Annotated in this window: 25 protein-coding genes; 17 read left to right on the top strand and 8 right to left on the bottom strand. The window is 71.6% G+C overall.

What is annotated here, in order from left to right:
• Nucleotides 1-4 precede the first annotated feature (4 nt).
• Genes QMO56_RS03385 through mepA form a run of 4 tightly spaced genes read left to right on the top strand, consistent with a single transcriptional unit; the run spans nt 5 to nt 4,338 of the window.
• The gene (locus tag QMO56_RS03385) at nt 5-1,777 is read left to right on the top strand and encodes a type I secretion system permease/ATPase (RefSeq protein WP_283523627.1); all 1,773 of its coding nucleotides are present in this window, start codon (nt 5-7) and stop codon (nt 1,775-1,777) included.
• Nucleotides 1,774-3,162, top strand: coding sequence for an HlyD family type I secretion periplasmic adaptor subunit (locus tag QMO56_RS03380; RefSeq protein WP_283523626.1), 1,389 nt, complete (start codon nt 1,774-1,776; stop codon nt 3,160-3,162). Before QMO56_RS03385 ends, QMO56_RS03380 begins: the two co-directional genes overlap by 4 nt.
• An 18-nt stretch (nt 3,163-3,180) precedes the next feature.
• Nucleotides 3,181-3,480 carry a hypothetical protein gene (locus QMO56_RS03375; protein ID WP_283523625.1) on the top strand — a complete coding sequence of 100 codons (300 nt, stop codon included), beginning with the start codon at nt 3,181-3,183 and terminating at the stop codon, nt 3,478-3,480.
• A gap of 12 nt (nt 3,481-3,492) precedes the next feature.
• On the top strand, nt 3,493-4,338 hold the full coding sequence (gene mepA / locus QMO56_RS03370; protein ID WP_283523624.1) for a penicillin-insensitive murein endopeptidase: 846 nt from the start codon (nt 3,493-3,495) through the stop codon (nt 4,336-4,338).
• A 13-nt stretch (nt 4,339-4,351) separates the two neighbouring features.
• On the opposite strand, the gene QMO56_RS03365 is transcribed toward mepA, so the two are convergent.
• Nucleotides 4,352-5,101 carry a glycerophosphodiester phosphodiesterase family protein gene (locus QMO56_RS03365; RefSeq protein ID WP_283523623.1) on the bottom strand — a complete coding sequence of 250 codons (750 nt, stop codon included), beginning with the start codon at nt 5,099-5,101 and terminating at the stop codon, nt 4,352-4,354.
• Nucleotides 5,102-5,186: 85 nt separating this feature from the next.
• On the opposite strand from QMO56_RS03365, the gene QMO56_RS03360 reads away from it, so the two are divergent.
• From QMO56_RS03360 to QMO56_RS03345, 4 genes are all read left to right on the top strand, one after another.
• Nucleotides 5,187-5,459: a hypothetical protein gene (locus QMO56_RS03360; RefSeq protein ID WP_283523622.1), complete on the top strand. Its 273-nt coding sequence runs from the start codon at nt 5,187-5,189 to the stop codon at nt 5,457-5,459.
• A gap of 77 nt (nt 5,460-5,536) precedes the next feature.
• Nucleotides 5,537-6,616 (top strand): TRAP transporter substrate-binding protein, encoded by a 1,080-nt coding sequence (locus tag QMO56_RS03355; RefSeq protein ID WP_283523621.1) that lies wholly within the window; start codon nt 5,537-5,539, stop codon nt 6,614-6,616.
• Between the two features lies 1 nt (nt 6,617).
• Nucleotides 6,618-8,411, top strand: a complete 1,794-nt coding sequence (locus tag QMO56_RS03350; RefSeq protein ID WP_283523620.1) for a PAS-domain containing protein — start codon at nt 6,618-6,620, stop codon at nt 8,409-8,411.
• A complete protein-coding gene (locus tag QMO56_RS03345) occupies nt 8,408-9,550 on the top strand; it encodes a hybrid sensor histidine kinase/response regulator (RefSeq protein ID WP_283523619.1) in 1,143 nt (380 codons plus the stop codon). The genes QMO56_RS03350 and QMO56_RS03345 overlap by 4 nt, the downstream gene beginning before the upstream one ends.
• Before the next feature lie 126 nt (nt 9,551-9,676).
• Here the strand turns inward: QMO56_RS03345 and QMO56_RS03340 are convergent, their stop codons facing one another.
• Complete coding sequence (locus QMO56_RS03340) at nt 9,677-10,600, bottom strand: nucleoside hydrolase (protein WP_283523618.1); 924 nt, start codon at nt 10,598-10,600, stop codon at nt 9,677-9,679.
• Nucleotides 10,597-11,802 (bottom strand): amidohydrolase, encoded by a 1,206-nt coding sequence (locus QMO56_RS03335; RefSeq protein ID WP_283523617.1) that lies wholly within the window; start codon nt 11,800-11,802, stop codon nt 10,597-10,599. Before QMO56_RS03335 ends, QMO56_RS03340 begins: the two co-directional genes overlap by 4 nt.
• Before the next feature lie 105 nt (nt 11,803-11,907).
• On the opposite strand from QMO56_RS03335, the gene QMO56_RS03330 reads away from it, so the two are divergent.
• On the top strand, nt 11,908-13,476 hold the full coding sequence (locus QMO56_RS03330) for an ABC transporter substrate-binding protein (RefSeq protein WP_283523616.1): 1,569 nt from the start codon (nt 11,908-11,910) through the stop codon (nt 13,474-13,476).
• Nucleotides 13,477-13,649: 173 nt separating this feature from the next.
• Nucleotides 13,650-14,420: a FadR/GntR family transcriptional regulator gene (locus QMO56_RS03325; RefSeq protein ID WP_283523615.1), complete on the top strand. Its 771-nt coding sequence runs from the start codon at nt 13,650-13,652 to the stop codon at nt 14,418-14,420.
• Nucleotides 14,421-14,459: 39 nt separating this feature from the next.
• Here QMO56_RS03325 and QMO56_RS03320 read toward each other — a convergent pair whose 3' ends face one another.
• Nucleotides 14,460-15,758 carry a M20 family metallopeptidase gene (locus QMO56_RS03320; protein ID WP_283523614.1) on the bottom strand — a complete coding sequence of 433 codons (1,299 nt, stop codon included), beginning with the start codon at nt 15,756-15,758 and terminating at the stop codon, nt 14,460-14,462.
• A gap of 159 nt (nt 15,759-15,917) precedes the next feature.
• The gene (locus QMO56_RS03315) at nt 15,918-17,591 is read right to left on the bottom strand and encodes a DEAD/DEAH box helicase (protein ID WP_408906497.1); all 1,674 of its coding nucleotides are present in this window, start codon (nt 17,589-17,591) and stop codon (nt 15,918-15,920) included.
• A gap of 521 nt (nt 17,592-18,112) precedes the next feature.
• On the opposite strand from QMO56_RS03315, the gene QMO56_RS03310 reads away from it, so the two are divergent.
• From QMO56_RS03310 to QMO56_RS03290, 5 genes are all read left to right on the top strand, one after another.
• Complete coding sequence (locus QMO56_RS03310) at nt 18,113-19,201, top strand: methionine ABC transporter ATP-binding protein (RefSeq protein WP_283523612.1); 1,089 nt, start codon at nt 18,113-18,115, stop codon at nt 19,199-19,201.
• A gap of 2 nt (nt 19,202-19,203) precedes the next feature.
• Complete coding sequence (locus tag QMO56_RS03305) at nt 19,204-19,869, top strand: methionine ABC transporter permease (protein ID WP_283523611.1); 666 nt, start codon at nt 19,204-19,206, stop codon at nt 19,867-19,869.
• A gap of 23 nt (nt 19,870-19,892) precedes the next feature.
• Nucleotides 19,893-20,696 carry a MetQ/NlpA family ABC transporter substrate-binding protein gene (locus QMO56_RS03300; protein WP_283523610.1) on the top strand — a complete coding sequence of 268 codons (804 nt, stop codon included), beginning with the start codon at nt 19,893-19,895 and terminating at the stop codon, nt 20,694-20,696.
• An 11-nt stretch (nt 20,697-20,707) separates the two neighbouring features.
• Nucleotides 20,708-21,538 (top strand): MetQ/NlpA family ABC transporter substrate-binding protein, encoded by an 831-nt coding sequence (locus tag QMO56_RS03295; protein WP_283523609.1) that lies wholly within the window; start codon nt 20,708-20,710, stop codon nt 21,536-21,538.
• A 131-nt stretch (nt 21,539-21,669) separates the two neighbouring features.
• Entirely contained in the window at nt 21,670-22,398 is a 729-nt protein-coding gene (locus tag QMO56_RS03290) for a hypothetical protein (protein WP_283523608.1), read from the top strand.
• Nucleotides 22,399-22,410: 12 nt separating this feature from the next.
• Here QMO56_RS03290 and QMO56_RS03285 read toward each other — a convergent pair whose 3' ends face one another.
• Complete coding sequence (locus tag QMO56_RS03285) at nt 22,411-23,667, bottom strand: D-amino acid dehydrogenase (RefSeq protein ID WP_283523607.1); 1,257 nt, start codon at nt 23,665-23,667, stop codon at nt 22,411-22,413.
• 148 nt (nt 23,668-23,815) lie between these two features.
• On the opposite strand from QMO56_RS03285, the gene QMO56_RS03280 reads away from it, so the two are divergent.
• Nucleotides 23,816-24,289 (top strand): Lrp/AsnC family transcriptional regulator, encoded by a 474-nt coding sequence (locus QMO56_RS03280; protein WP_283523606.1) that lies wholly within the window; start codon nt 23,816-23,818, stop codon nt 24,287-24,289.
• A gap of 31 nt (nt 24,290-24,320) precedes the next feature.
• Here QMO56_RS03280 and QMO56_RS03275 read toward each other — a convergent pair whose 3' ends face one another.
• Entirely contained in the window at nt 24,321-25,160 is an 840-nt protein-coding gene (locus QMO56_RS03275) for a squalene/phytoene synthase family protein (RefSeq protein WP_283523605.1), read from the bottom strand.
• Nucleotides 25,161-25,316: 156 nt separating this feature from the next.
• On the opposite strand from QMO56_RS03275, the gene QMO56_RS03270 reads away from it, so the two are divergent.
• A complete protein-coding gene (locus tag QMO56_RS03270; RefSeq protein ID WP_283523604.1) occupies nt 25,317-25,955 on the top strand; it encodes a superoxide dismutase in 639 nt (212 codons plus the stop codon).
• Between the two features lie 96 nt (nt 25,956-26,051).
• Here QMO56_RS03270 and yajC read toward each other — a convergent pair whose 3' ends face one another.
• Nucleotides 26,052-26,399, bottom strand: a complete 348-nt coding sequence (yajC, locus tag QMO56_RS03265; RefSeq protein ID WP_283523603.1) for a preprotein translocase subunit YajC — start codon at nt 26,397-26,399, stop codon at nt 26,052-26,054.
• Nucleotides 26,400-26,438: the final 39 nt, after the last annotated feature.

Raw genomic sequence — 26,438 nt, 5'->3', positions numbered from 1 at the left:
AACCATGCTCTTCGCCCCCCGAGCCCCTGGCGCCGACCGCGCCCCGGCCACGCCCCTGGCCAAGGCGATCGGCGCCTGTCGCCGGGAGTTTGTCGCCGTCGGGCTGTTCAGCGGCATCGTCAATCTGCTGCAGCTCACCGTCTCCGTCTACATGATGCAGGTGTTCGACCGGGTGCTCGCCACCCGCAACGTCAACACGCTGGTCTTCCTCACCATCATCGCCGTCTCGGCGCTGCTGCTGCTGGCGGTGCTGGAGGCGGTGCGCGGCAGCATCATGCAGCGCGCCGCCACCTGGATCGAGGCGCGCGTGGCGCCCGAGGGCTTCGAACGGGCGCTGGAGGCGCAGCTGCGCGGCCGCCCCTATCGCATGGAGGCGCTGCGCGACCTGGGCTTCTGCCGCTCCTGGCTCAGCTCGCCGGGCGCGCTGGCCGTCTATGACGTACCCTGGGTGCCGATCTATCTCGCCGCCATCTTCCTGCTGCACCCGGTGATGGGTTTCATCGCCCTGGGCGGTGCCATCCTGCTGTTCGCCCTCACCCTGCTGAACGAGCTGACCACCTCCGACCTGCTGAAGCGCGCCAACACCGCCACCATGCTCGGCCAGCGCCGCGCCGATGCCATCGGCCGCAATGCCGAGGTGATCGACAGCATGGGCATGGCCCCGGCGGTGATGCGCCGCTGGCGGCAGGCCGCCGCGGAGGCCGTGCAGCCGCAGGAGAAGGCGGCCGGCCGCGCCGCCATTCTGCTCTCCGTCACCAAGTTCCTGCGCCTCACCGTCCAGCTCGCCATCCTCGGCGCCGGCGCCTATCTCGTGCTGCAGCAGGAGCTGACCTCCGGCGCCTCGATCGCCGGCTCGATCATCATGGGCCGCGCCCTCGCCCCGGTTGAGCAGCTGATCGGCGGCTGGAAGGGCCTGGTGCAGTGCCGCCAGGCGCTGAAGCGCCTGACCGCCTTCCTGACCATGCCGCGCCTGCGCCCGCCCGGCCTGCCGCTGCCCGAGCCGACCGGCCGCCTGACCGCCGAGCGCGTCTCCTATGCCCTGCCCGGCCAGGCCGTGCCCATCATCAAGGGTGTCGGCTTCGGCCTCGATGCCGGCGAAAGCCTGGCCGTGATCGGCCCCTCGGCCGCCGGCAAGACCACGCTGATCCGCCTGCTGATCGGCACGCTGCCCCCCTCCTCCGGCACGGTCCGGCTGGACGGCGCCGACGTCTATACCTGGCAGCGTGAGGACTTCGGCCGCCACCTGGGCTACCTGCCGCAGGATGTGGAGCTGTTCGACGGCACGGTGTTCAGCAACATCGCCCGAATGGGGGATGCCGAGCCGGAGCAGGTCTTCGCCGCCGCCAAGCTGGCCGGCTGCCATGAGATGATCCTGCGCCTGCCCGCCGGCTACGACACCGAGATCGGCGAGGGCGGCCAGCACCTCTCCGGCGGCCAGCGGCAGATGATCGGCCTCGCCCGCGCCCTGTTCGGCGAGCCCAAGCTGGTGGTGCTGGACGAGCCGAACTCCAACCTGGATGGCGACTCGGAGGCGGCGCTGCAGCGTGCGCTGGACGGGCTGAAGGCGCGCGGCTGCACCGTCGTGCTGGTCTCGCACCGCCCGGCCCTGGTGCAGGGCGTGGACAAGGTGCTGCTGCTGAAGGATGGCGCGGTCGAGCTGTTCGGCCCGCGCGCCGAGGTGCTGAAGCGGCTGATGAACGCGCAGCGCCCGGCCCAGGTCGCCTCCGCACCTCCCCCTGCCCGGCTCAACACGCCCCAGTCCGGAGACGCCGCATGAGCGTGACCACCCTGCCCCCGTCCGGCACGGGCGGCGCCGTCGACCGCCCGCGCGGGCCCACCCTGCCGCCGCTTTCCGCGCCCGAGCCGCTGCTCGACAGCCCCCGCCCGCGCACCCGCGGCATCATGCTGTTCGGCCTGCTGGCCACCGCGGTCTTCGTGGGCGGCTTCTCGGCCTGGTCCTTCATGGCGCCGCTGGCCGAGGCGGCGATCGCTCCCGGGCAGATCCGCAGCGAGGGCAACCGCCGCATCATCCAGCACCTGGAGGGCGGCATCGTCCGCGAGATCCTGGCCCGCGACGGCGACAAGGTGAAGGCCGGCCAGGTGCTGATGCGCCTGGACGACCTGCAATCCGATGTCGGGCTGGAGACGCTGCGGGTGCAGCGCTGGGCGCTGCTGGCGCAGGATGCCCGGCTGGCCGCCGAGGCCGCCGGCGCCCCCGAGATCAGCTTCCCCCCCGCGCTGCGCGACAGCAACGACCCGCGCGCGCTGGAGGCGATGACCGGCCAGCGCACCCTCTTTGCCGCCCGGCAGATGAGCCTGAACAGCCAGCTTCAGGTGCTGGAGGCGCGCATCGCCCAGCACGCGGCCACCACCAGCTCGGCCGAGGGGCAGATCGCCAGTCAGCGCCGCCAGCTCGCGCTGATCAACCGCGAGGCGCAGGACGTCGAGACCCTGGTGAAGCAGGGCCTGGAGCGGATGCCCCGGCTGCTCGGCCTGCAGCGCAACATGGCCTCCCTCGAAGGCAACATGGTGGACCTCCAGGGTCAGGTGGAGCGTGCCCGCGCCTCGGTCGCGGAAGCGCGCAACCAGATGCGCCAGACCCGCGACCAGCGGATGGCCGAGATCAACACCGAGGCGCGCGACGTGCGCGCCAAGCTGAACGAGGCGGAGGAGAAGCTGCGCGCCGCACGCGACACGCAGACCCGGCGCGAGATCGTCGCCCCCGAGGATGGCACCATCATCGCCAGCCGCTTCTTCAACGAGGGCGCGGTGGTGCGTCCCGGTGAGACGGTGATGGAGCTGGTGCCCACCGCGGACCGCCTGGTGGCCGAGGTGCAGCTCTCCCCCAACGACATCGACGTGGTCTATCCGGGCCTCGAATCCGAGATCCGCCTGCCGGCCTTCAAGCAGCGCCTCGTGCCTTACCTGCATGGCCATGTGACCTACGTCGCCAGCGACGTGACCCAGGACGAGCGGACCCGCGCGAGCTACTATCGCGTGCAGGTCGCGGTGGACGAGGACCAGATGCGCCGCCTGGAGAACGTGGAATTGCGCGCCGGCATGCCGGTGGAAGCGCAGATCCAGATCGGCTCCCGCTCCTTCTTCCGCTATATGATGCAGCCGGTCATCGACAGCTTCCACCGTGCCTTCCACGAGCAGTAAGACTTCAGGAGAATTGCCTTGAGCCAGAATTCGCCCGCTCTGTTCGCCGATGGCGTGCTGGAAGCCAGTGTGCACTACGGCGTCACGCGGATCACGCTGGCGCAGAGCGGCAGTGACGGGAAGCCGGTGCCCTGCGGCCAGCTCGTCATTCCCGTGGTCCAGCTGCCGGCCTTCACCAACAGCCTGATGACGCTGCTGAAGCAGATCGACAGCAAGGTGAAGCAGGCGCAGCAGGCCCAGCAGGGCGCCGTCCCTGCGGCGCCGGCCGAATCCGCCCCCGAGGCGCCGCCGCCCGGTTCCTTCCGCTTCTCCGGCTGAGCCCTGGCCGGCATGGCGACCTGGCCGTGGCGCGCCGTTGCTCTGGCGCTCGGCCTCGCCACCCTGGCGGGACCGGTGCGCGCCGCTGACACCCGTCCCTGGGCGGCGGCGACGGCGCCGGCGGCGGGCGCACCCCGCATCCTCGGCGCGCATGGCCTGGGCTGCATCGCGGGCGCCGTCATGCTGCCGCCGGAAGGCCCGGGCTGGCAGGTCGTCCGCCTGTCGCGGAACCGCTTCTGGGGCCATCCGGCGCTCGTCGCCTATCTGCGCGACCTCGCCGGCCGGGCACGGATGGCGGGGCTGCCCACCCTCTGGATTGGCGACCTTGGCCAGCCGCGCGGCGGGCCGCTGCCCTGGGGCCATGCCAGCCACCAGATCGGGCTGGATGCGGATATCTGGTTCGATCTCTCCCCCAAGCCGCTCCTGTCCGCCGCCGCGCGTGAGCATGTCGAGGTCGCCTCGCTGGTGCGGCCGGATGGCATGACGGTGGACCCGGCGCGCTTCACCTCCGCCCACACCGCGCTGATCCGCCTGGCATCGGAGCACCCGGCGGTGGACCGAATCTTCGTCAATCCGGCCATCAAGCAGGCACTCTGCGCGGCGCAGCCGGAGGCCGCGTGGCTGCGCCGGGTGCGGCCGTGGCGCGGGCATGATTCGCACATGCATGTGCGGCTCCGCTGCCCGGCCGGGCAGCCGGACTGCCGCGATCAGGCGCCTGTGCCGCCCGGCAACGGCTGCGATGCCAGCCTGGACTGGTGGTTCACTGCCGAGGCCCGGCATCCGCCCCGCGCCATGGCGCCCGCCGCGCCCCCGCCACCGCTGCCCGCCGCCTGCGCCGGCATTCTCGATGCGCCCTGACGGCGTGCGAGGCTCAGCCGCCGTCCCGCAGGCGCAAGGCCAGCACCGGGTCGTCGGTGGCCATCGCATCCACGCCGAGTGCCAGCGCCTTGCCGATGGTTCCGGCATGGTTGGCGCCCCAGGCGCCAATGCCCAGGCCCGCAGCGCGCAACGTCTCCACCAGCGCGGCGTCCAGAGCGCCGATCTCGGTCTCCACCATGGTGAAGCCATGCGCCCGCGCCACGCCGATCACCCCCGCCACGCCGATTCGGCGCAGCAGCGCGGCCTCGAACAGCCAGATCGTGCCGGCCAGCCCGCCGGCGGCCGCGGCCTCGGCCACCAGCGGCGCGTCGAAGGCGATGATGCGGCTCTGGCCGCGGATGCCGGCGGCGTCCAGCACGGCCAGGGTGCGCGGCACCAGCGCGGGGTCCGGCGCGGCGCCCGGGGCCGTCTTGACCTCCACCTGCAGCTGCTGGTCCCGGCCACGGAACAGGGCCGCGACTTCGGCGAGCAGCGGCACCCGGCTGGCACCCGCCCCGCGGAGCCGCAGGCGGGAGAGCGCGGCGGCGCCCTGTGCGGCGACCGGGCCCTTCCCCTCCGTCGTCCGCTCCAGCATCGCGTCATGGATCACCACGGGCACGCCATCCGCACTCAGATGAACGTCGCACTCGCACTGCTCGACAGGGAGCGCCAGGCTGTTGCGGAAGGCGTCGAGGCTGTTTTCGGGCCATAGGAAGGCGCCGCCACGATGGCTGACAATGGCGGTCGGGACAGGAAACGGCATGGGCCGAGCTTGCCTCCGGGCCGTGCGTGGCGCAAGGATGTTGCCCGGCACCCTCATTACGCAACCCCCTCCACGAGGTCGTGACATGCCCCTTTTGCTGGTCGCCCACGATCAGGCGCCCGATGGTGCAGCGGCACTCGAGGACGCCGTATGGCAACTTGCCGAATCCCATCTGGTCCTTTCGGGCTCGCTGGTTGTGGAGAGCCCGGTTTCGCCGCGCTATCTGCTTGAGCACCTGCGCGGGGCACTCCGCCGCGCTGGGCGCGAGGGGGCACTCCTCGTCACGACGCTCACCGCCGCCAGTTGGGACGGACTCTCCGCCGACGCCGAGGAGTGGATTCGCACGCGCATGCCTTGAGGCGACCGCCTCGGCGGCCCAGGACGCGGAGGCATCATGGGGGAGGACTGATGCAGGGAGGATGGCTGGGGCGCGCCATGCGGCTTGTGCGGGCGCTGGGGCATGCCGGAAGCGGCGTTCTGCTTGCCGCCGCACTGGTGGCGACGGGCGGCCGCGCGCGGGCGCAGGACCCGAATCAGAACGGCATCGAACTGAAAGTCGTCGGCGGTCTGGCCGACGTGTCGCAGTTCCAGCGCTACGAGCAGCCGTTCTGGCGCAACAGAATCGCCGAGCTGACCCATGGCCGGGTGCATGCCGAGATCCAGCCCTTCGACCGCGCCGGCTTCCGGGCCGAGGAGATGCTGCCGCTCATGCGCCTCGGCGTGGTGCCCTTCGGCACCGCCCTGATTGCCGTGGTGTCGAGCGAGGAGCCGGAGTTCAACGCGGTGGACCTGCCGGCGCTGAACCCCGACATCGCCACCCTGCGCGAGACCGTGCGGCTCTACCGGCCGCACCTGCGCGAGCTCCTGCGCGAGCGCTATGACGTGGAGCTGCTTGCCGTCTACACCTATCCCGCCCAGGTCACGTGGTGCACCCGCCCCTTCAGCAGCCTCGGCGATCTCGCCGGCCGCCGCATCCGCACCTCCTCCGTAGGGCAGGCCGAGATGTTCGAGGCGCTCGGCGCCACCTCGGTGGTGATCCCCTTCGCCGAGATCGTGCCCGCCATGAAGGCGGGGGTGGTGGAGTGCGCCGTCACCGGCACCCTGCCCGGCAACAATATCGGGTTGCCGCAGGTCACCACGCATGTGCATGCCATGGCGGTGACCTGGGGCGTCTCCGTCTTCGGTGCCAACATCGCCGCCTGGAAGGCTCTGCCGGCCGACATCCGGAAGACGATCCGCGATGGCCTTGCCACGCTGGAGACCGCCATCTGGGACGGCGCCGCCCGCGAGACCGGCGAGGGGCTGGACTGCAATGCCGGCCGCCCCTCCTGCGTCAATGGCGTCCCCGGCCACATGACGGTGGTGCCGGTGACGCCCGAGGACATCGCCCGCCGCCGCAAGCTGCTGACCGACACCGTGCTGCCGCGCTGGATTGACCGCTGTGGCCAGGACTGCGCCGACGCGTGGAACGCCTATCTTGGCCCCGCCATGGGCATCATGGCGACGGGCCCCTGACATGCAGCAGTTTCGCCGCATTCGGATCGCCATCCTGCTGGCCGCTGCGGCGCTGCTGTTCGCCCAATGGTTCGCCACCTCCCTGCTGGTCGGCCGGGCGCGGGATGCCGCACTGGCCGCGGCCGCCAGCACCGTGCAGCGCGTGGCGCATGCGGTGGAGGCGTCGCTCAACCGCAACTTCGTCCAGGTGGATGCGATGCTGGCGGGGCTGCCTGCCATCCTGTCCCCGCTGGCCGCCGGTGGCGAGCTGGACGGCCCCCTGGCCAACCGGGTGCTGCGGGAGCTGAACAACCAGAATTTCACCTTCCGCGATGTCCTGCTGGTGAGCGCCGACGGACTGCCGGTCGCCGCCGGCCTCCCCGTCTCCCGCCGCCGCCGGCTGCCTTCGGCGGTCACCGACTCCTTCTTCTCCAGCGCGCCGCGCGCGGGCGCCGTGCTGATCGGCGGCCCGTTCCGCAACCCCGCGAGCGGCGAATGGTCGCTCTACATGGCACGACGGGTGGCGCTGCCGGATCTGGGGCCGTTGCTGGCCGTCGCCGAGCTGCCGGTGCCGGTGCTCGGGGCGTTGCTGGCGGCCGGCGGCGTCGGAGCCGGGCTGCGCACCACCCTGGAGCGCGACGACGGCACGCTGCTGGCGAGCCTGCCGCATGACGAGACGCTGATCGGCACGCGCCTCTCGCCCTCGGCCGCCGAGCGGCTGCAGGAGACCGGCGGCGCGCCACAGGAGGCCCGCAGCCGCTATGACCAGTCGGCGGTGATCTCGGCGCAGCGGCCCCTGCTCTATCCGGCCCTGGCGATCTCCACGAGCATGTCCGTCGAAGCCGCCCTGGCGGACTGGGAGAAGGAACGGTTCCGCGCGCTCAGCATCTCGGTCGGCTTCGCCCTGCTGGTGGGGGCGCTGGCGGCGGCGATGATTCTCGCCCTGCGCCAGCGCGAGCGCGTCGAGACCGAGCGCAACCGCTGGCGCGCGATGCTTGAGAACGCCCTCGACTCCATGACCGACGGCTTCGTCATGTGGGATGCCGAGGACCGGCTGGTGGCCTGCAACGCCCGCTACAAGGACTTCTACCGGGTGAGCGCCCCCTTCATCCAGCCGGGCGCGCATTTCGACGACATCATGCGCGAGGGCTTCCTGCGCGGACAGTACCCCCAGGCGGGCGAAGACCTCGAAACCTTCCTGCAGGGCATGCGCAACTGGCACCGCGGCAACCGGCCGCCGATGGAGCGGCTGCTGCCGGACGGGCGCTGGGTGCTGGTGACCGAGCGCGCCACGCCGGGCGGCGGCACGGTGGGCATCCGCACCGACATCACCGAGCTGAAGCATGCCATGCAGGAGCTGGCCGAGGCGCGCGACGCCGCCGCCGCGGCCGGCGAGGCGAAGAGCCAGTTCCTGGCACGGATGAGCCACGAGCTGCGCACGCCGCTGAACGGCATTCTCGGCTTCGCGCAGGTGCTGGTGAACGATGCCCGCCTCGCCTCGGACCAGCGGGAGCAGCTGCGCACCCTGCACGAGGCGGCCCGCCACCTGCTGGAGCTGGTCAACGGGCTGCTCGACCTGTCCAAGATCGCCGCCGGCCGGCTGGAATTGCGTCCGGGCCCCACCCCGCTGCTGCCGCTGCTGGAGCGCAGCGCGGCGCTGCTGGCCCCCGAGGTGCAGCGCAAGACACAGCGCTTCAGCCTGGAGATCGCGCCAGGCACGCCGGAGGCGGTGCTGGCCGACGCGACCCGGCTGCGGCAGCTGGTACTGAACCTGCTCTCCAACGCCGTGAAGTTCACGCCCCCGGCGGCAAGGTGACGCTGCGGGTCCGGCCGCTGCCAGGCAGCGAGGGGCTCCGCGTCGAGGTGGAGGATACCGGCCCCGGCGTGCCGGCGGAGCAGCGCCATCTGCTGTTCCGCGACTTCGTCCAACTCGCCACGCCGGGTGCCGCCAGCGAGGGAATGGCCTTCGGCACCGGCCTCGGCCTCTCCATCGCGGCGCAGCTTGCGGAGCTGATGGGCGGGCGGATCGGCTGCGACAGTGAGCCCGGCCAGGGCGCCCTGTTCTGGGTGGAGCTGCCCCTGCCCGCCGCGCCTGCGGCCCGGCTCGCCGGACCGCAGGAGGAGCTGGCCACGCCGCCGCTCCCCGCCACCGCCGCGCCGATGCGCATCCTGGTGGCGGATGATGTGCCGGCCAACCGGCTGGTGGCGCGCGCCATGCTCACCAGCGCCGGGCACCACGTCACCTGCGTCGAGGACGGCGCCGCCGCCCTGGCGGCCGTGCAGCAGAATGGCTTCGACATGGTGCTGATGGACCTGCAGATGCCGGTCATGGACGGGCTGGAGGCAACGCGCCGCATCCGCGCGCTGCCGCCGCCACAGAGCCACGTGCCGGTGCTGGCGGTGACCGCCTCAGCCATGCCGGAACAGGTGGAGGCTTGCCATGCCGCCGGCATGGACGGCCATCTGGCGAAGCCGATCGACCGCGAAACCCTGCTGCGGATGGTGCAGCGCTTCGGCGAGCAGCGCGGCAAGGAGGCCGATGCCTCACCACTCGTGCCCGCCATGGCGCCGGCCGCGCTGCTGGACCCGGAAGTCGGCAAGGCATTGGTCTCCGACCTGGCCGATGCCGCTCCGGCCGTGCTGCAGCAGTTCGTCGCCGAGCTGGAGAATGGCCGCGACAGCCTGGCGGCCCTGATGGCGACGCCCGACACGGAGGCGATCCGCACCGCGGCCCACCGCCTTGCCGGGGTTGCCCGCACCCTTGGTGCCGCCCGACTGTCCGAGGCGCTGGACGCGTTGCGGCAGGCGGTCGCTGCCGGGGAGCCGCCGCTGCCGGGGTTGATCACCGCGCGCGATGTGCTGGAGGAGACGCTTCCGGAGCTGCGCGGATGGGCGCAGCGGGTGGAGGCGCATGCTGCACCGGGGACCGGCCCTGGCGGCGAGGCTTCCGCCTAGAGCAGATCCCGTTCCAATGGCATCATCGGAACGGGTGAAAATGCTCTAGAGTACCGCCCGGCCAGGCGGAACCGTCTGGCCGGGCAAAAAAAGCGCTGCAACGAGCGCAGGCGGACGGAAAAAGCTTTATCGCAGCCCGGCGATCCCCGCGCCGAGCAGCGCGAAGAACGCCTCGGCGTCGAGCGTCTCCAACAGGCGGGCATTCGCCGGGATCTTGCTGCGGCCCCAGCGATCGATGCGGGTGCGGCCACGGTCCGGCCCTTCGCAGACGACCGAAGCCGCCACCGCCCGATGGGTGAACAGGTCCGGTGCCACGAGCCAGGCCACCGCACAGGGGTCGTGCAGCGGCGCGCCGCGATGGCCGAAGCGGCGGGAGGGCGGCAGCGCCGCGAGGATGTCGGCGCAGGCGTGCAGGCAGGCGCCGCCCTTCAGGGCCCGCAGCGCTGCGATGCGCTCCGGCGTCACCAGCGCCTGGGCCGTGAGATCCAATGTGGCAAGCGTCACCGGACGGCCGCAGCCGAGCAGGATGGCCAGCGCCTCCGGGTCCATGGCGGCATTGAATTCAGCGGCGGCGGTCCAGTTCCCCTCGCCCACCGCACCGGTCATCAGCACGATTTCCGCCACGCGGCCGGCCAGCGCCGGCTCCGTGGCCAGGGCAAGGGCGAAGTTGGTGGCCGGGCCAAGCCCGACCAGCGTGACCGACCCCGGCGCCGCCGTGCGCAACCGCTCCCGGATTGCGTCCGCGGCGAGCCCAGGCGCGGCCGGCGGCCCTTCGGGCAGCACCACGCCGCCCAGCCCGTCCATGCCATGCACCTGCGTCTCGGAACGGAAGACCCCGATCAGCGGCCGATCCGCCCCGCCCATGACGGGCAGCGCCGCGCCCGCCAGGCCAAGCACCGCGCGGGCATTCGGCAGGGTCCGCTCCAGTCCGACATTGCCGCCGGCCACGGTGACGAGTTGCAGGTCGATCTCCGGCGCGGCGAGCGCCAGCCACAGGGCGATGGCGTCATCCGTGCCCGGGTCGCAGTCGAGCAGGACGGGGCGGCTCATGCCTGCGGCTCCACCGCTGTTTCCACCGGCAGCTCGGCCTCGACGATGCTGGCCAGGAAGGCGGCGCCATGCGGCAGGGCGGCGTCGTTGAAGTCGAAATGCGGGTTGTGGTGGAAGCCCTCGGGATGCGCCGGCTCGCCGGTGCCGAGCCAGGCATAGGCGCCTGGACGCGCCTCCAGCATGGCCGAAAAATCCTCGCCGGCGGTGATCGGCGGATAGTCGTCCAGCGCCTGGGCCGCGCCCACCGTGGCGGCGGCGGCGCCGTGCATCACCCTCGCCTGGGCGGCGTGGTTCACCGTCGGGCCGAGGCGGCGGGTATAGGTGTAGTCCACCGCCACGCCATGGGTGGTCGCCATGCCCTGCGCGATCGCGCCGATGCGCCGCTCCAGCAGGTCGCGCGTCGCGGGCGTCAGGGCCCGGGCGGTGCCGCGCAGCCGCACCTCGGCGGGGATGACGTTCGGCGCCTCCGGGTTGCCGGCCGCCATGTGGCCGACGCTGACCACGCCCACCCCCATCGGGTCCAGCTCGCGCGCGACGATGGCGTGCAGCGCGGCGATGAACTGTGCGGCGGCGAGCGTCGCGTCGGTGCCGAGATGCGGCTTGGCGCCATGCGTGCCGCGCCCGCGGAACAGCGTCTCCCAGGTGTCGGAGGAGGCCAGCACCGGCCCCTTCGGCACGGCGATGGTACCGAGCGGCAGGCCGGGCAGGTTGTGCAGGGCATAGACGGCATCGGCGGGGAAGCGCTCGAACAATCCTTCCGCCACCATGCGCTGCCCGCCGCCGCGCGATTCCTCGGCCGGCTGGAAGACCAGATGCACCGTGCCGGCGAAGCGGTCGCGGTTGGCCGCCAGCCACCTGGCCGCGCCGAGCAGCATGGCGGTGTGCCCGTCATGCCCGCAGGCATGCATCTTCCCCGGCGCGGTGGAGGCATAGGGCACGCCGGTCATCTCCGGCATGGCCAGCGCGTCCATGTCGGCGCGCAGCGCGACGGCGCGGTTGCCGGGACGCATGCCGCGCAGCGTGCCGACCACGCCGGTGCCCGCCAGCCCCTCGGCCGTCTCGATGCCGGCGGCGCGCAGCTCGGCGGCGACGAAGGCGGCGGTGCGGTGCTCCTCGAAGCCCAGCTCGGGATGCGCGTGCAGGTCGCGCCGCCAGGCGGTCATGGCGGCAGTGAGCGGGGCGAGGTCCTCGGGCGTGGGCATGGCGATCCTGTTGCAGTCCTCTCGCAGCCGCGTTGCGGCGGGCGGGCCACCATGCCAGTTTGCGCCGCAGCGAACCACCACCCCCGCTCCGGGAGAGCCCATCCCATGCCGCGCCTGCGCACCGGCCTGCTCGCCGCCGCCCTCACCGCCCTGCCCGCGCTCGCCTTCGCGCAGGACCTGCTGCGGGTTGGCATGGAATCCGGCCCCACCAGCCTCGACCCGCACTATGCCAGCCTGATCACCAACATCGCCTACAGCCGCCACGTCTTCCAGCCGCTGGTGCAGCAGGACGCGCGGCAGGTGCTGCGCCCGGCCATCGCCACCGAATGGAAGGCGCTGGACGACCTGACCTGGGAGTTCAGGCTGGACCCGAAGGCGCGCTTCCATGACGGCGCGCCGGTGACGGCGGAGGACGTCGCCTTCACCATCAGCCGTGCGGGCGACGTGCCGAACTCGCCCTCCTCCTTCCGCGTCTACACGCGGCCGATCAAGTCGGTGGAGGCGGTGGACCCGACCACCATCCGCATCCACACCAGCGCGCCGACGCCGCTGCTGCCGAACTATCTCTCCCTGGTGATGATCGTCTCGAAGAAGCATGGCGAGGGGGCGAGCACGGCGGACTACAACTCCGGCAAGGCGATGATCGGCACCGGGCCGTACCGCCACGTCTCCTGGCAGCCCGGCAGCCCGCTGGTGGTCGAGCGCAACGAGGATTTCCACGGCCCCGCCCCGGCCTGGAAGCGCGTCGAGTTCCGCCCGCTGGCCAATGCCGGCTCCCGCACCGCCGCGCTGGATGCGGGCGACGTGGACCTGATCGAAATCGTCCCGCCCGACCAGTACAAGAAGTTCTCCGCCAGCCCCGTCTTCACCGTGGCGCAGAGTCCCTCCAACCGCCTGCTCTTCCTGACGCTGGACAGCGATCGCGAGGACAGCCCGCACGTCCATGCGCGCGATGGCGGCCCGATCGCCAACCCGTTGCGCGACGCCCGCGTGCGCAAGGCGCTCTCCATGGCGATCAACCGAGAGGCGCTGACCAGCCGCGTGCTGCAGGGCCAGGGCATGCCGGCCGGCGATCTGGGGCCGGAGGGCTATTTCGGCACTTCGCCCGACCTGAAGCCGGAGCCCTACAACCTGGAAGGCGCGAAGAAGCTGCTGGCCGAAGCCGGCTACCCGCAGGGCTTCGCCGTGCAGGTGAACGGGCCGAACGACCGCTTCGTCAATGACGAGCAGGTGGTGCAGGCGATCGCCCAGATGTGGACGCGCCTCGGCCTGGTGACCAATGTCGAGACCCGCCCGCGCGGCGTCTGGCTCTCCGAGGCCTCGCAGCTGAAGTACTCGGTGAACTTCGCCGGCTTCTCGCCCAACCCCGAGGTGCTGGGCATGCTGGAGACGCAGATCCACAGCTGGAACCCGAGGCTGGGCCTCGGCACCGCCAACCGCGGCCGCTTCAGCAACACCGACATCGACGGCATCATCCAGAAGGCGCGGCAGGCCATGGACAACGCCGAGCGCGAACGGCTGACCCAGCAGGCGACCCGCGCCGCCCTCCGCGACCAGCAGGCGCTGATCCCGCTCTACTTCGCGGTGAACACCTGGGCGATGAAGAAGGGCATCACCTACGAGGCGCGCACGGACGAGATGACGCTGGCCACCAGCGCCGGCCGCGCCAACTGAGCGTCAGGCACCGTCCGGAAGGGGTGCGCCAGCCGCTCCTTCCACAGGGCGGGCGGCGCGGCGCCGAGCGTTCCGCTTGACGCTGGCCTTGCTGCACGCCTACCTCATCGGATGACCTGACAGTCAGAACACCACAGTCAGAACACCGGGGCGGGCGAGGAGACACCGGAAGCATGGACGGACGCAGCGAGGCCCCTGTGCAGGGCATCGAACTGGCGCCGCTGGCGCCGCCAGCCAATCTCACCGCCGAGTTGGTGCGGCGGCTGGCCGCGGAGATCCGCGCCGGGCGGCTCCGCCCCGGCGACCGGCTGCCCACCGAGCAGGCGCTGATGCGCCAGGCCGGCGTCTCCCGCACGGTGGTGCGCGAGGCGGTGGCGGCGCTCCGGGCCGAAGGGCTGGTGCTGACCCGCCAGGGCGTCGGCGCCTTCGTGGCCGACCCCTCGACCCGCGGGCATGTGCGGATCGACCCCGGCGAGATGCGCTCGCTGAACGACGTGCTGCAGGTGATCGAACTGCGTATCGCGCTGGAGACGGAGGCGGCCGGCCTCGCCGCCGAGCGGCGCACGGTCCAGGCTTCCGAGCGCATCGCGCAGGCGGCCGCGGCCTTCGACAAGGCCGTGGATGCCGGCGAGAACGCGGTGGCGCAGGATCTCGAGTTCCATCGCGCCATCTTCGCCGCCACCGGCAACAGCTTCTTCCCGCGCTTCCTTGAATTCCTCGGGCCGATGCTGATCCCGCGCCAGACGGTGCGGCCCTACCTGGAGGAGCCGGAGGCGCGCACCGCCTACCTGCAACGGGTGCGGGAGGAACACGCACGGATCGCCAGCGCCATCGCCAGCGGGCAGGCCTCGGCGGCCCGCAATGCCATGCGCCGGCACCTGGTCGCCAGCCGCGACCGCTACGCGCGGATGGCCGAGCGCTTCGCCGTCAACGAGGGCGGTTGAAGCCGCGCCGCCGCCGGAGGCGCGCAGCCGGGCGGCCGCTCAGCAGGGGTCCGGCACGCCCGGCAGATCGGCAAGATAGGCCAGCACGGAGCGTGCCAGCGCCTCCACATCCTCGACCGTGGTGTACTCGTCGGGGGCGTGCGGCGGCTGCCCGGGGCGCAGCAGCCCGCCGAGCAGGATCTCCTTGATTCCGGCCTGCTGCACGAAACCGAGGGCCGTGCCGCCAGGGCCGCCGCAGCGCCGGAAGCTCCCGGCGGAGAAGCCGAAGCCCCAGCTCAAGGCCCGCTGCCAGCTCGGCCAGTTCGGCCCCTGGTCCGGATCGGCCACCGGGTCCAGCCGCCGCAGCACGCGGCACTCCACCGTGCAACGGCAGCCAGCCTCGCGGATCGCCTGCTCGACGCAGGCCTTCAGCTCATCCAGCGCTGCGCAGAACCCCTCATCGGCGGTGAAGCGGCGCTTGAGTACCAGCACGCCGAGCGGCTCCTTTCCATCCGGCTCGGTCTCGGCGCCGACCGAGATGATGGAGAGGTTCGGTCGCAAGGGCTCGCTCCCCTGCTCCGGTGGCGCCGGCAGCCTGGATTCGCGCTGAGCCAGTGCCGTCTGGAGGTCATCAAGCGCCGCGAGGATCGGCCGCATGGCTCGCGCGGCGCCATGGCCCTCCGCAGCAAGGGCACAGCGGGAAATGCGGACCTCAAGCTCGAAGCTGCCGAGGCAACCGGCCCAAATGCGCGGCGCGGCGCTGCCGTTCAGGCACAGCACGTGGCCTTCCAGCAGGCCCTGCTCGGTCAGGTGCCGCAGCCCCGGGAAGCAGCCGCTCTCGGCCTCCGTGGTGAACAGCAGGAGAGGATCGAAGCGCAACGGCAGGCCGACCGCATCGGCCGTGCGCAAGGCGGCCCAGAGGGCGATGATGGCGCCCTTCATGTCCACGGTGCCCCGGCCGAAGAGGCGGCTGCCCTGCCGCGTCAGCGCCAGCGGGGGACGGGTCCAGCCCGCGCCCGGGGGAGCGGTGTTCACATGGCAAGGGATGGAGCAGACCGGCCGTCCGGTCCGGCGGCTCGCAACCAGGTTCACGCGGCACTCGGTGGCCGAGCGGCTGCGCCAGAGGCTTTCCGGCAGTTCGACGCGCCGCAGGCCGAAGCCCAGCGGGGCGAAGAGGTCCTGCAATGCATCGGTGAAGGGCGCGCAGCCATCGCCGGGGGGGAAGGCGGTATCGATGGCCACCAGGCGGGCCAGCCGGTCGATCCAGCCGGTGGCACTGAGCAGCGCACCGGCCATGTTCAGCCGATCAAGGTGGGAGTCGTCGAACCGCTCCAGCGTGTTCTGCTCGTCCCACGGCATCGCTCCGCAGCTCCTCGTTCCAGTTCCCGCCCCACCGGGGAAGCGGCGCTGCCTCCGTTACACGCTTTGCCGCGCCTCATCAGCAGGCGTTTCCCAGGATTCGAGAAATTAACAGCTTCTTGAAAGCTTGGCGCGTCAGCGCCATGCAACCTATTGCTGTTACGCCGGACGATGTGATGGTGCAAAGCGGCGTGAGCGCTCCCCGGCAGGATGGTGCCGGCCTCCCCCGCCCTGCTCCGTGAGCGGCTCCACCCGGATATGCGGATCTTCGGCATCCGGGCGGCGGGCGGCGGCGGCGAAGCGCCCCGCCACCGCGGGCGCGACCTCGAACTGCGTCTCCCGTCCCAGGATGCGGATGCGGCCGATCTCATCGCGCGCCACCTGGCCGCGGCGGCAGAGGAAGGGCAGCACCCAGCGCGGATCGGCGCGGCCGTCGCGGCCCACATTCATGCGGAACCAGACGCCCTCCTCCCGCAGGCCGGGCGGCCGCTCGCGCACGGGGCGACGAACGGCGTCGGGCGCGGCCAGTTCCTCCGGCGCCGGCAAGGGCGCGCGCAGCAGGCGGATGAGCGCCGCCGCCATCGCCTCAGGGGCCGCCCCTGCGGTGAGCAGGCTCTGCCCGACCTCCAGATCCTCCGGGGTCTGCTCCTCGGCGAGCAGCGCGGCGGCCTGCGCCGCCAGCCGCTCGGCATCCTTGCCGCGGATCGCCTCGGCGGAGGGCGGCGTGCCCCATTCGGCCTCGACGCGGGCCGCCATCAGCAGCCGCTCGGCGGTGCGGCGGCGGTTCACCGGCACCACCAGCACGGAGACGCCCTTGCGCCCGGCCCGGCCCGTGCGGCCGGAGCGGTGCAGCATGGTCTCCGGCTCCTTCGGCAGCTCGGCATGAATGACCAAGCCGAGATCCGGCAGGTCGATGCCGCGCGCCGCGACGTCGGTGGCGACGCAGACCTGCGCCCGCCCGTCGCGCAGGCCCTGGAGGGCACGGCTGCGCTCCGCCTGGGACAGCTCGCCGGACAGCGCCACGGCGGAGAAGCCGCGCTCCACCAGGTTGCCGTGCAGCCGCGCCACGCCGGCGCGGGTCGAACAGAAGACGATGGCGCGCGGGGAATCGGAGGCGCGCAGCAGGTTCACCACCGCGCGCTCGATCTCATGCGGCGCCACCACGACGGCGCGATAGCTGATGTCCCCGTGCTGGCCGCCCTCGCCCTTCACCTCCAGCCGCAGCGCGTCCTTCTGGAAGCTGCGCGCCAGCCGGGCGATCTCCGGCGGCATGGTGGCGGAGAAGAACAGTGTGCGGCGCTCCTCCGGCGCGGCGTTCAGGATGGTCTCCAGCTCCTCGCGGAAGCCGAGGTCGAGCATCTCGTCGGCCTCGTCCAGCACCACGGTGCGCAGCGCCTGCGGGCGGAGGTTGCCGCGCTCCAGGTGATCGCACAGGCGGCCGGGCGTGCCGACGACGATGTGGGCGCCCTGCGCAAGGGCGCGGCGCTCGGCCATCGGGTCCATGCCGCCGACGCAGCTCACCACGCGGCCGCCCGCCTGGGCATAGAGCCAGGAAAGCTCGGTCCGCACCTGCAGTGCCAGCTCACGGGTGGGCGCCACCACCAGGGCCAGCGGCGCGCCGGCGGGCGGCAGGCGCTCCGCCTCGCCCAGCAGTGCCGAGACAAGGGCCAGGCCGAACGCAACCGTCTTGCCCGAGCCGGTCTGCGCCGACACCAGCAGGTCGCGCTCCGCCGTCTCCGGCTCCAGCACCGCCGCCTGCACGGTGGTTGGTTCGCTGTAACCGCGTTCGGTCAGGGCGCGCAGCAGCGCTTCGGGCATCACTGGAAAGGGCATTGTTATGAAAGGTCCGCGACTCTCGGGTATGGCGCGCCCGCACGAGGGCACAGCCTGGAAGGCGCGGGAGCGACAGGGCGCACCGGCGCGGTAGGGTCCGCAGGGTTGTACAGGTTCCCGGCGCAAATTGCAGCATCCAGAGGCAAACGGAGATGAGCCATGCGGAAAATGCATGGATATCTCAAGGGATTGGCCGCTTGCACCCGTGCTGTGATTTGCCCATTCTCCGCAGCGGAAGGGGATTATGCCTTCCCGCGGGGATTTGACGGATGCAGCTTGCGCCGCGACACCAAGTGCTAAAGCGCCAGGAAGCCGGGCAGCGGCATGCCGGGACCTTTTCCCGTGCCGCCGGCCGCTTCGTGGGTCATCCGACCATGTTGGAGATCACCCCGCGAGGGGAACACGGAGTGCCCATGCCCCATCGAATGTGCCCCTGCTGACCCACAGCTGAACCGCGCGCCGGCACCGGCGCGCCTTTCCGGCACCCCGCCCCTTCCCCGCACACGACCGACGGAACTGCCATGCCCGCCTCTCCTGCCGCCTCGGTGCAAGCCGAAGCCGCCATTCGCCTGCATGGGCTGAAGCGCCATTTCACCGGACGGGGCGGCGTGGCCACGCGGGCACTGGACGGCGTTTCGCTGGAGGTGGCGCCGGGCGAGATCTTCGGCATCGTCGGCCGCTCGGGCGCCGGCAAGTCCACCCTGATCCGCTGCGTCAACCTGCTGGAGCGGCCGGACGAGGGCGAGGTCCGGGTGCTGGGCGAGGACCTGATGGCCCTCTCCGACGGCGCGCTGCGCGAGCGGCGACGCGGCATCGGCATGGTGTTCCAGCACTTCAACCTGCTGGCCTCCCGCACCGTGGCGGACAACGTCGCCTTCCCGCTGGAGATCGCCGGACTGCCCGGCGCCGAGCGGGCGCAGCGCGTATCGGAGGCGCTGGCGCTCGTGGGCCTGGCCGAGAAGGCGAATGCCTGGCCGGCGCAGCTCTCGGGCGGGCAGAAGCAGCGCGTCGGCATCGCCCGCGCCCTGGCGCCCCGCCCGCGCATCCTGCTCTGCGACGAGGCCACCAGCGCGCTCGACCCCGAGACGACGCAGGAGATCCTGGCGCTGATCAAGCGCCTGCGCGACCAGCTCGACCTCACCGTGCTGCTGATCACCCATGAAATGGCCGTGGTGAAGGAGATCTGCGACCGCGTCGCCGTCATGGAGCGCGGCCAGGTGGTGGAGGAAGGCCGCGTCTTCGACGTCTTCACCCGCCCCGCGCATCCGACGACGCGCCGCTTCATCGCCGACACCATCGGCCATTCCATTCCGCCGGGAACCGTGGCCCGCCTGCCGGCGCCCGGCGCGGGCGAGGCGCGGCGCCTGCTGCAGGTGCTCTTTGCCGGGCCGCACAGCACGCGCTCGGTCATCAGCGAGGCCTCGCGCCGCTTCGGGCTGGACCTCAACATCATCTCCGGCCGCATCGACGAGATCGCCGGGGAGCCTTTCGGCCTGATGGCGCTGGCGGCCTACGGGCCCGCCGGGCGTATCGAGGCCGCCCTCGCCTGGTTCGCCGAGCTGGGCCTGACCGTCACGCCCATCGCCGACGACACGCTGGAGGCCGCCTGACCATGCTTCCCTGGCTTCCCCCGATGCTGCAGCAGCTCTTCATCGACGCCGCCATCGAGACGCTGACCATGGTGGGCGGCGCCGCGCTGGTCGCGGTGGTGCTCGGCCTGCCGCTGGCGCTGCTGCTGCACGCCACGGACCGCGACGGGCTGGCCCAGAACGGCCTGATCAACCGCCCGCTCGGCCTGCTGATCAACGCCGTCCGCTCGACGCCCTTCATCATCCTGATGGTGGCCATCGTGCCTTTCACGCGGCTGGTGGCCGGCACCTCGATCGGCACCACCGCCGCCATCGTGCCGCTGGCGCTGGCCGCCACCGCCTTCATCGCCCGCCTCTTCGAGACCGCCTTCCGCGAGGTGGACCGCGGCGTGGTGGAGGCCGCCCGCGCCATGGGCGCCACCCGGCTGCAGATCCTTTGGAAGGTGCTGGTGCCGGAGGCCATGCCAGGGCTGATCGCCGCCGTCACGGTCACGCTGGTCAGCCTGGTCGGCTACTCCGCCATGGCCGGGGCGGTGGGCGGCGGCGGGCTCGGCGATCTCGGCATCCGCTTCGGCTACCAGCGGTTCATGCCGGAGGTGATGGCGAGCGTCGTGGTCGTGCTGATCCTGTTCGTGCAGGGCCTGCAATCGCTGGGCGACTGGCTGGTGCGCCGCGCCCGCCGCCGCTGAACCAGGAAAAAAGGAGACCGCCAGTGTCACTGAACCGTCGCGCCCTGCTGGGCAGCGCCCTCGCTCTCGCCGCCCTGCCCGCTTTCGCCCAGGAGATCGGCAGCAAGGAGCGCCCGCTGCGCATCGGCACTTCGGCCGGGCCGCACACGCAACTGCTGGAGAAGGTGCAGGAGATCGCCGCACGGGACGGGCTGTACCTGAAGATCATCCCCTTCACCGACTACATCACGCCGAACCTCGCGCTGGCGGCGAAGGAGCTGGACGCCAACAGCTACCAGCACCTGCCCTTCCTGGAGCAGATGGTGCGTGACCGCAACCTGCCGCTGGCGGCGGTGGGCAAGACGATGGTCTTCCCGATCGGCGTCTATTCCCGCAAGTACAAGAAGCTGGACGCGCTGCCGAAGGGCGCGCGCATCGCCGTCCCGAACGACCCGACGAATGGCGGCCGCGCCCTCGCCCTGCTCGCCGCCAACGGCGTCTTCAGGCTGACGCCGGGCGCCGATTTCCGCGCCACCATCGCCGACATCACCGAAAACCCGAAGAACATCCGGGTCGTCGAGCTGGAGGCGGCGCAGATCCCGCGCGTGCTGGACGAGGTGGATGCCGCGGTGATCAACACCGACTACGCCATTCCGGCCGGGCTGAACCCGGTGCGCGACGCCATCGCCATCGAGAACGCCGACAGCCCCTATGCCAACCTCATCGTCGTGCACCGCGACAACAAGGACGCCCCCTGGTTGAAGCCGCTGGTCGCCGCCTACCAGAACGACGAAATCCGCAAGTTCGTGCAGGAGACCTTCCACGGCTCCGCGGTTCCCGCTTTCTGAGGACATAGCCCATGCTGACCCGACGCTCCCTCATCCTCGCCGGCGGCGCGCTGCTGCTGCCCGCCATCCTCCGCGTGCCCGCCCTCGCCCAGGGGGCAACCGGGCCGACGATCGGCACCACCGCGCGCCCGCTGCATGTTGGCGTCACCGCCGGCGTGCATGCCGAGGTGCTGGAAGTCGTGCGCGACGTGCTGGCGAAGCAGGACTTCGCCGTGAAGATCACGGAGTTCTCCGACTTCATCCAGCCGAACGTGGCGCTGGCGGCCGGCGAGATCGACATCAACACCTATCAGCACCTGCCCTTCCTGGAGGCGCAGAAGCAGCAGCGCGGCTATGACTTCGTGCCGGTCGGCAAGACCGTGCTGACTGTCATGGGCGTGTTCAGCCGCAAGCACAAGGCGCTGGCCGACCTGCCGAAGGGCGCCCGCGTCGCCATCCCGAACGACCCGACGAATGGCGGCCGCGCCCTGCTGCTGCTGGACAAGGCCGGCGTGATCAAGCTGCGCCCGGGCGCCGACTACCGTGCCACCATCGCCGACGTTGCCGAGAACCCGAAGAACATCCGCATCCTGGAGCTGGAGGCGGCCTCGATCGCCCGCAGCCTGGAGGACGTGGACGCCGCCGCCATCACCGGCAACTACGCCGTCCCCGCCGGGCTGAACCCGCTGAAGGAAGGCCTGGCGGTCGAGGACAAGGACAGCGTCTACACCGTGCTGGTGGTGACCCGCCGCGGCGACGAGAACAAGCCCTGGGCGCAGAAGCTGGCCCGCGCCTATGCCGACCCGGCGGTGAAAGCCTTTGTCGAGCAGAAGTACAAGGGCGCGGTGATCGTCGGCGCCTGAACCGGCCCGGGGGTGCCGCCGGCCCGCCTGGAGCGCCGGCGGCACTCCTCCTTCCGGGGGATGAAAGTAGCGCTTTCGTTCCGGATATGAACCGACTATAGACTGCCGCCCGCAGAGATCCCGGAGGCAGCATGACGACTGCGGTTCAGGCCCGGCTTTCCGCCGAGCGGCGCTTCTATGCCAGCATGGCGCTGTTCATGCTGGCGCTCGTGTTCATCGGCTTCGCGCCCAGCTTCTACCTGCGCGACGTCGTTTATTCACCGCGCCCCAACCCGACGCTGACGCCGCTGGTGCTGCTGCACGGCCTGGCCTTCACGGCCTGGATGCTGCTGCTGCTGGCGCAGACCATGCTGGTGACGGCCGGGCGGCGCGACCTCCACATGCGGCTCGGTCAGGCGGGGATGGCGCTGGCGGTGCTGATGATACCGCTGATGTACCTCGTCACGGTCGGGCAGGTGGCGCGCGCCAACCAGCCGCCCTTCGCCACGCCGCTGGGCTGGACGGCCATTCCGCTCTTCCTCATCCCGCCCTTCGCCGTGCTGGTCGCGCTCGGCTGGTGGTACCGGCGCAACCCACAGGCGCATAAGCGGCTGATGCTCGGCGCCGCGCTGCTGATGATGGACCCGGCGATCGGCCGCCTGCCGATCGGCCCGCCGCTGCCCGAGGTCTTCGCGGTCCTGAACCTGCTGAGCCTGCTGACCTTCGCGCCGCTCCTCTGGTGGGACTGGCGGAGCCGCGGGCGACCGCACTGGGCGACGCTGCTCGGCGCCGGCCTCTTCGCGGCGGCCATGACGCTTCGCTTCGTCGCCATGGGCGCACCGGGCTACGCGGCCTTCGCCGCGCACCTGCCCGGCGTGTGAGCCGGGCCGCGCTCAGGCCGCGTAGCGGGAGAGCGCGAGGTCGGCGTGCTCGATGTTGGGCCGCTGATCGGCCACCAGGTCGGCGGCCAGCTTCCCGCTGCCGCAGGACATGGTCCAGCCCAGCGTGCCGTGGCCGGTGTTGAGGAACAGGCTGGGATATTTCGTCGGGCCGATGATCGGCGTGCCGTCCGGCGTCATCGGCCGCAGCCCGCACCAGAAGACCGCGCGCGCCGGGTCGCCGCCCTGCGGGTAGAGGTCCGTCACCGAATGCAGCAGCGTCTCACGGCGTTCCTCGCGCAGGCGCGTGTCGAAGCCGGCGATCTCCGCCGTGCCGCCGACGCGGATGCGGTCACCGAGGCGCGTGATGGCGATCTTGTAGGTCTCGTCCATCACGGTGGAGACCGGCGCGGCGGCGTCATCCAGTACCGGCAGGGTGATGGAGTAGCCCTTCACCGGATAGACCGGCACCTTCAGCCCGAGCGGCGCCAGGAGCTGCGGCGAGTAGCTGCCCAGCGCCAGCAGGTAGCGGTCGGCCGTCAGGACGCCAGCGCTGGTGACCACGCCGGCGATGTCCCCGCCCTGCACCATCAGCCGCTCAATGCTGGTGCCGTAGTTGAACACCACGCCCTTCTCGGCGCAGATGGCGGCCAGGCGCTGGGTAAAGATATGCGCGTCGCCCGTCTCGTCCTGCGGCAGGCGCAGGCCGCCGACGAACTTCTCCTGCACGCGGCCGAGCGCCGGCTCGGCGGCGACGCAGCCGGCGCGGTCCAGCACCTCGAAGGGCACGCCGTACTGCTTCAGCACGCGCAGGTCGTCGCCGACATGGTCGAGTTGCGCCTGGGTGCGGAAGAGCTGCAACGTGCCGCGCTCACGGCCATCGTACTCGATGCCGGTTTCCTCGCGCAGGTCGGCCAGCGCGCCGCGGCTGTAGTCGGCGACGCGAACCATGCGGGACTTGTTGGTCTGGTAGGCCGCCTCGGTGCAGTTCCGCAGCATCTGCCAGAGCCAGGACCACTGCACCGGGTCCATCTTTGGCCGGATGACCAGCGGGCTGTGCCGCATGAACATCCATTTCAGCGCCTTCTGCGGGATGCCTGGCCCGGCCCAGGGGGAGGAGTAGCCGAAGGAGACCTGGCCGGCATTGGCGAAGCTGGTCTCCAGCCCGGCACCCTGCTGGCGGTCCACCACCGTCACCTCATGGCCCGCCCGCGCGAGGTAATAGGCCGAGGTGACGCCCACCACGCCGGCGCCAAGAACGAGAACCTTCATTGCCTTCCTGCTCCGCCCTGCCGCCACACGCGACGTGGCGGCGAAAGGTCATGCTAGGAGCGATCCGCTGGCAGGTGCTTGCGATCGGCGCAACGGCATGCGAATTCAGCGGGCCGGATTCGAATTTCCTGCGAAAGCCGCGACGATCATGCAGCCGCCTGTGCTCGACCCGCTGGACCGCAAGCTCCTGCGCCTGTTGCGGTCCGACGGGCGGATGAGCAATGCGGCGCTGGCCGCCGCCGTGGGCCTCTCGCCCTCGGCCTGCCTGCGGCGCTTGCGGCTGCTGGAGGCGGGTGGCGTCATCCGCGGCTACACCGCCATCATTGCCGATCCGGCCCTGCAGGGGCGGACGGTGGTGATGGTGCAGATCACGCTGGAGCGGCAGACGGAGGAGGCCTTCAACCGCTTCGAGTCGGCGGTGCGGCAGTGCCCCGAGGTCTGCGAGTGCTACCTGATGAGTGGAGCGGCGGACTACCAGCTCCGGGTCGAGGCCCGGGACGCGGCGGATTACGAGCGCATCCACAAGGAGCAGCTCTCGCGCCTGCCGGGCGTGGCACGCATCCAGTCGGCCTTCGCCATCCGCGCGGTGGTGCGCGCCCGCCCCGCGCCCGGCGAGAACTGAGTTCGGGGGAATTCCTTCCCCCCGACCTTTTTCACGCGCCGCGCCACCCCGCCCACATCACCGCCAGCCGGTCTCCCAGCCCGCGCGGCGGCGGTGGCTGCGCGGGGTCCCAGCCAGCGGCCAGCATCCGGCGAAGGTCGCGCCGCGCCAGCCGGCCCGGCAGCGCTGCCGCGATGCTGCCGCGCGGCAGGGGGCCAAGCCTCGCCTCCCCCTCGCGCAGCAGCGCCAGTCCTTCCTCCGCCAGGCTGCGCGCGGCGGCGGCGATTCCTGCTGCCACCGGGCTGCGCACCACATCGGCAGGCGTGAGCTGGTGCTCGGCCAGCAGGTCGGCCGGCAACAGGCTCCGTCCCTGCGCGGCCTGCGCGGGGATGGAGCGCAGCAGCCCGGCCATGCCATAGGCGGCGCCGATTCCCTGCAGCCCCGACAGACTTTCCGCCGGCGCGCCGAGCGACCGCCCGGCCGCCACCGCGAATCCACCGGCCGAGCCGCGCAGATAAGCCAGCAGCGCCCCCCGGCTCGGGATCTCCTCCTCGGTTTCCGCCTCGCGCGCGTCGATCATGCCGAGCAGATCGGCGGCGTCCAGCCGCTCCTCCCGGAGCGCGACGGCGAGCGGGCCGGCCACCTCGTGCCGCCGCGGAGCCGCGCCGGCGCCGGCCTGCTCCACCGCCTCGCGCCACCATTGCAGGCGGATCAGCGCCGCCATCGGGTTGCTCGCCACCGCACGGGCGCGGGCCAACTCGTGGTTGAAGGCGATCAGCAGGAACTGCGTCTCACGCCGCTCCGGTGGCGCGAAGAGGGCGCAGAGGAAGCGGTCCGGATCGCTGCGGCGGGCCAGTTCGGCGAGCGGGGAAAGCGGGGCGGGAGCGGCCATGACGGGGTTATGAACACAGATCCGTGCCGAACGACAGCAGGGGTGCTTGCTTGACGCCCCCCTGAGGCACGCCTAGCTGTTTCATCGCGTGACGCCGGGTGACGGCGTTGATCGTTGCTTGCCCGTCCCACTCCAATCCCTTCGGGAGAACAGCTCATGGCTTTCAGCCTTCCGCCGCTGCCCTACGACACCTCCGCCCTTGCCGGCTCCGGCATGTGCCAGGAGACGCTGGAGCTGCACCACGGCAAGCACCACCAGGCCTATGTCACCGCGCTGAACGGCCTGGTCGAGAGCAAGGGCCTGGCCGGCAAGTCGCTGGAGCAGATCGTCGCCGAGGCCGGCAAGGCCGGCGCCGAGGGCCTGCCGGTGCTGAACCAGGCCGGCCAGCACTGGAACCACATGCTGTTCTGGCAGGTCATGAAGCCGAATGGCGGCGGCGAGAGCCTGCCGGGCAAGATCGGCGCCAAGATCAACGAGGACTTCGGCGGCCTCGCCCAGTTCAAGGAGCAGTTCAAGCAGGCCGGCGTGACGCAGTTCGGCTCCGGCTGGGCCTGGCTGGTCATGGACCAGAGCGGCAAGCTGAAGGTCACCAAGACCCCGAACGGCTCCAACCCGGTCGCCACCGGCGAGGGCACCCCGATCCTCGGCGTGGACGTGTGGGAGCACTCCTACTACCTCGACTTCCGCAACGTCCGCCCGGGCTATCTCGACAACTTCCTGAACAAGCTGGTGAACTGGGAGAAGGTCGAGGAGCTGATGAACGCGGGCGGCATGAAGTCCGGCCAGTCGGCGTAATTCGCCCCTCTGGACGCGCGAAGGGCGCCGGGGCATCAGCCCCGGCGCCCTTTTTCATGCCCGCAGGTTTTGACGCCCGCACGGGGGCGGCGGCATTCAGGCCGGCTTGCTGTCGTTCGCGGCCACCGGGCGCACCAGCGTGCTGATCGTGCTGCGTGCCACCATGACGCGGACATTCGGCGCGATCTCGACCTCGACCTCCTCGGAGCCCTCCTTCACCTTGGTGACGGTGCCGAGGATGCCGCCCGCGGTGATGATGCGGTCGTTGCGCTTCAGCGCGCTCAGCATCTGGCGGTGCTCCTTCGCACGCTTCTGCTGCGGGCGGATCAGCAGGAAGTAGAAGACGACGAAGATCAGGGCCAGCGGCGCGAGCTGCATAACGATGGCGCCGGCACCGCCGGCGGCGGCTGCGGCGTCCTGGGCATAGGCGGTCGAGATGAACATGGCGGTGCTTCCGTCTTGCCGGGTGTGGCGGGCGAAACT

The organism is Roseomonas sp. E05 (genome assembly GCF_030063475.1).
GTDB lineage: Bacteria > Pseudomonadota > Alphaproteobacteria > Acetobacterales > Acetobacteraceae > Pseudoroseomonas.
This window is presented reverse-complemented; position numbering and strand designations above follow the sequence as displayed.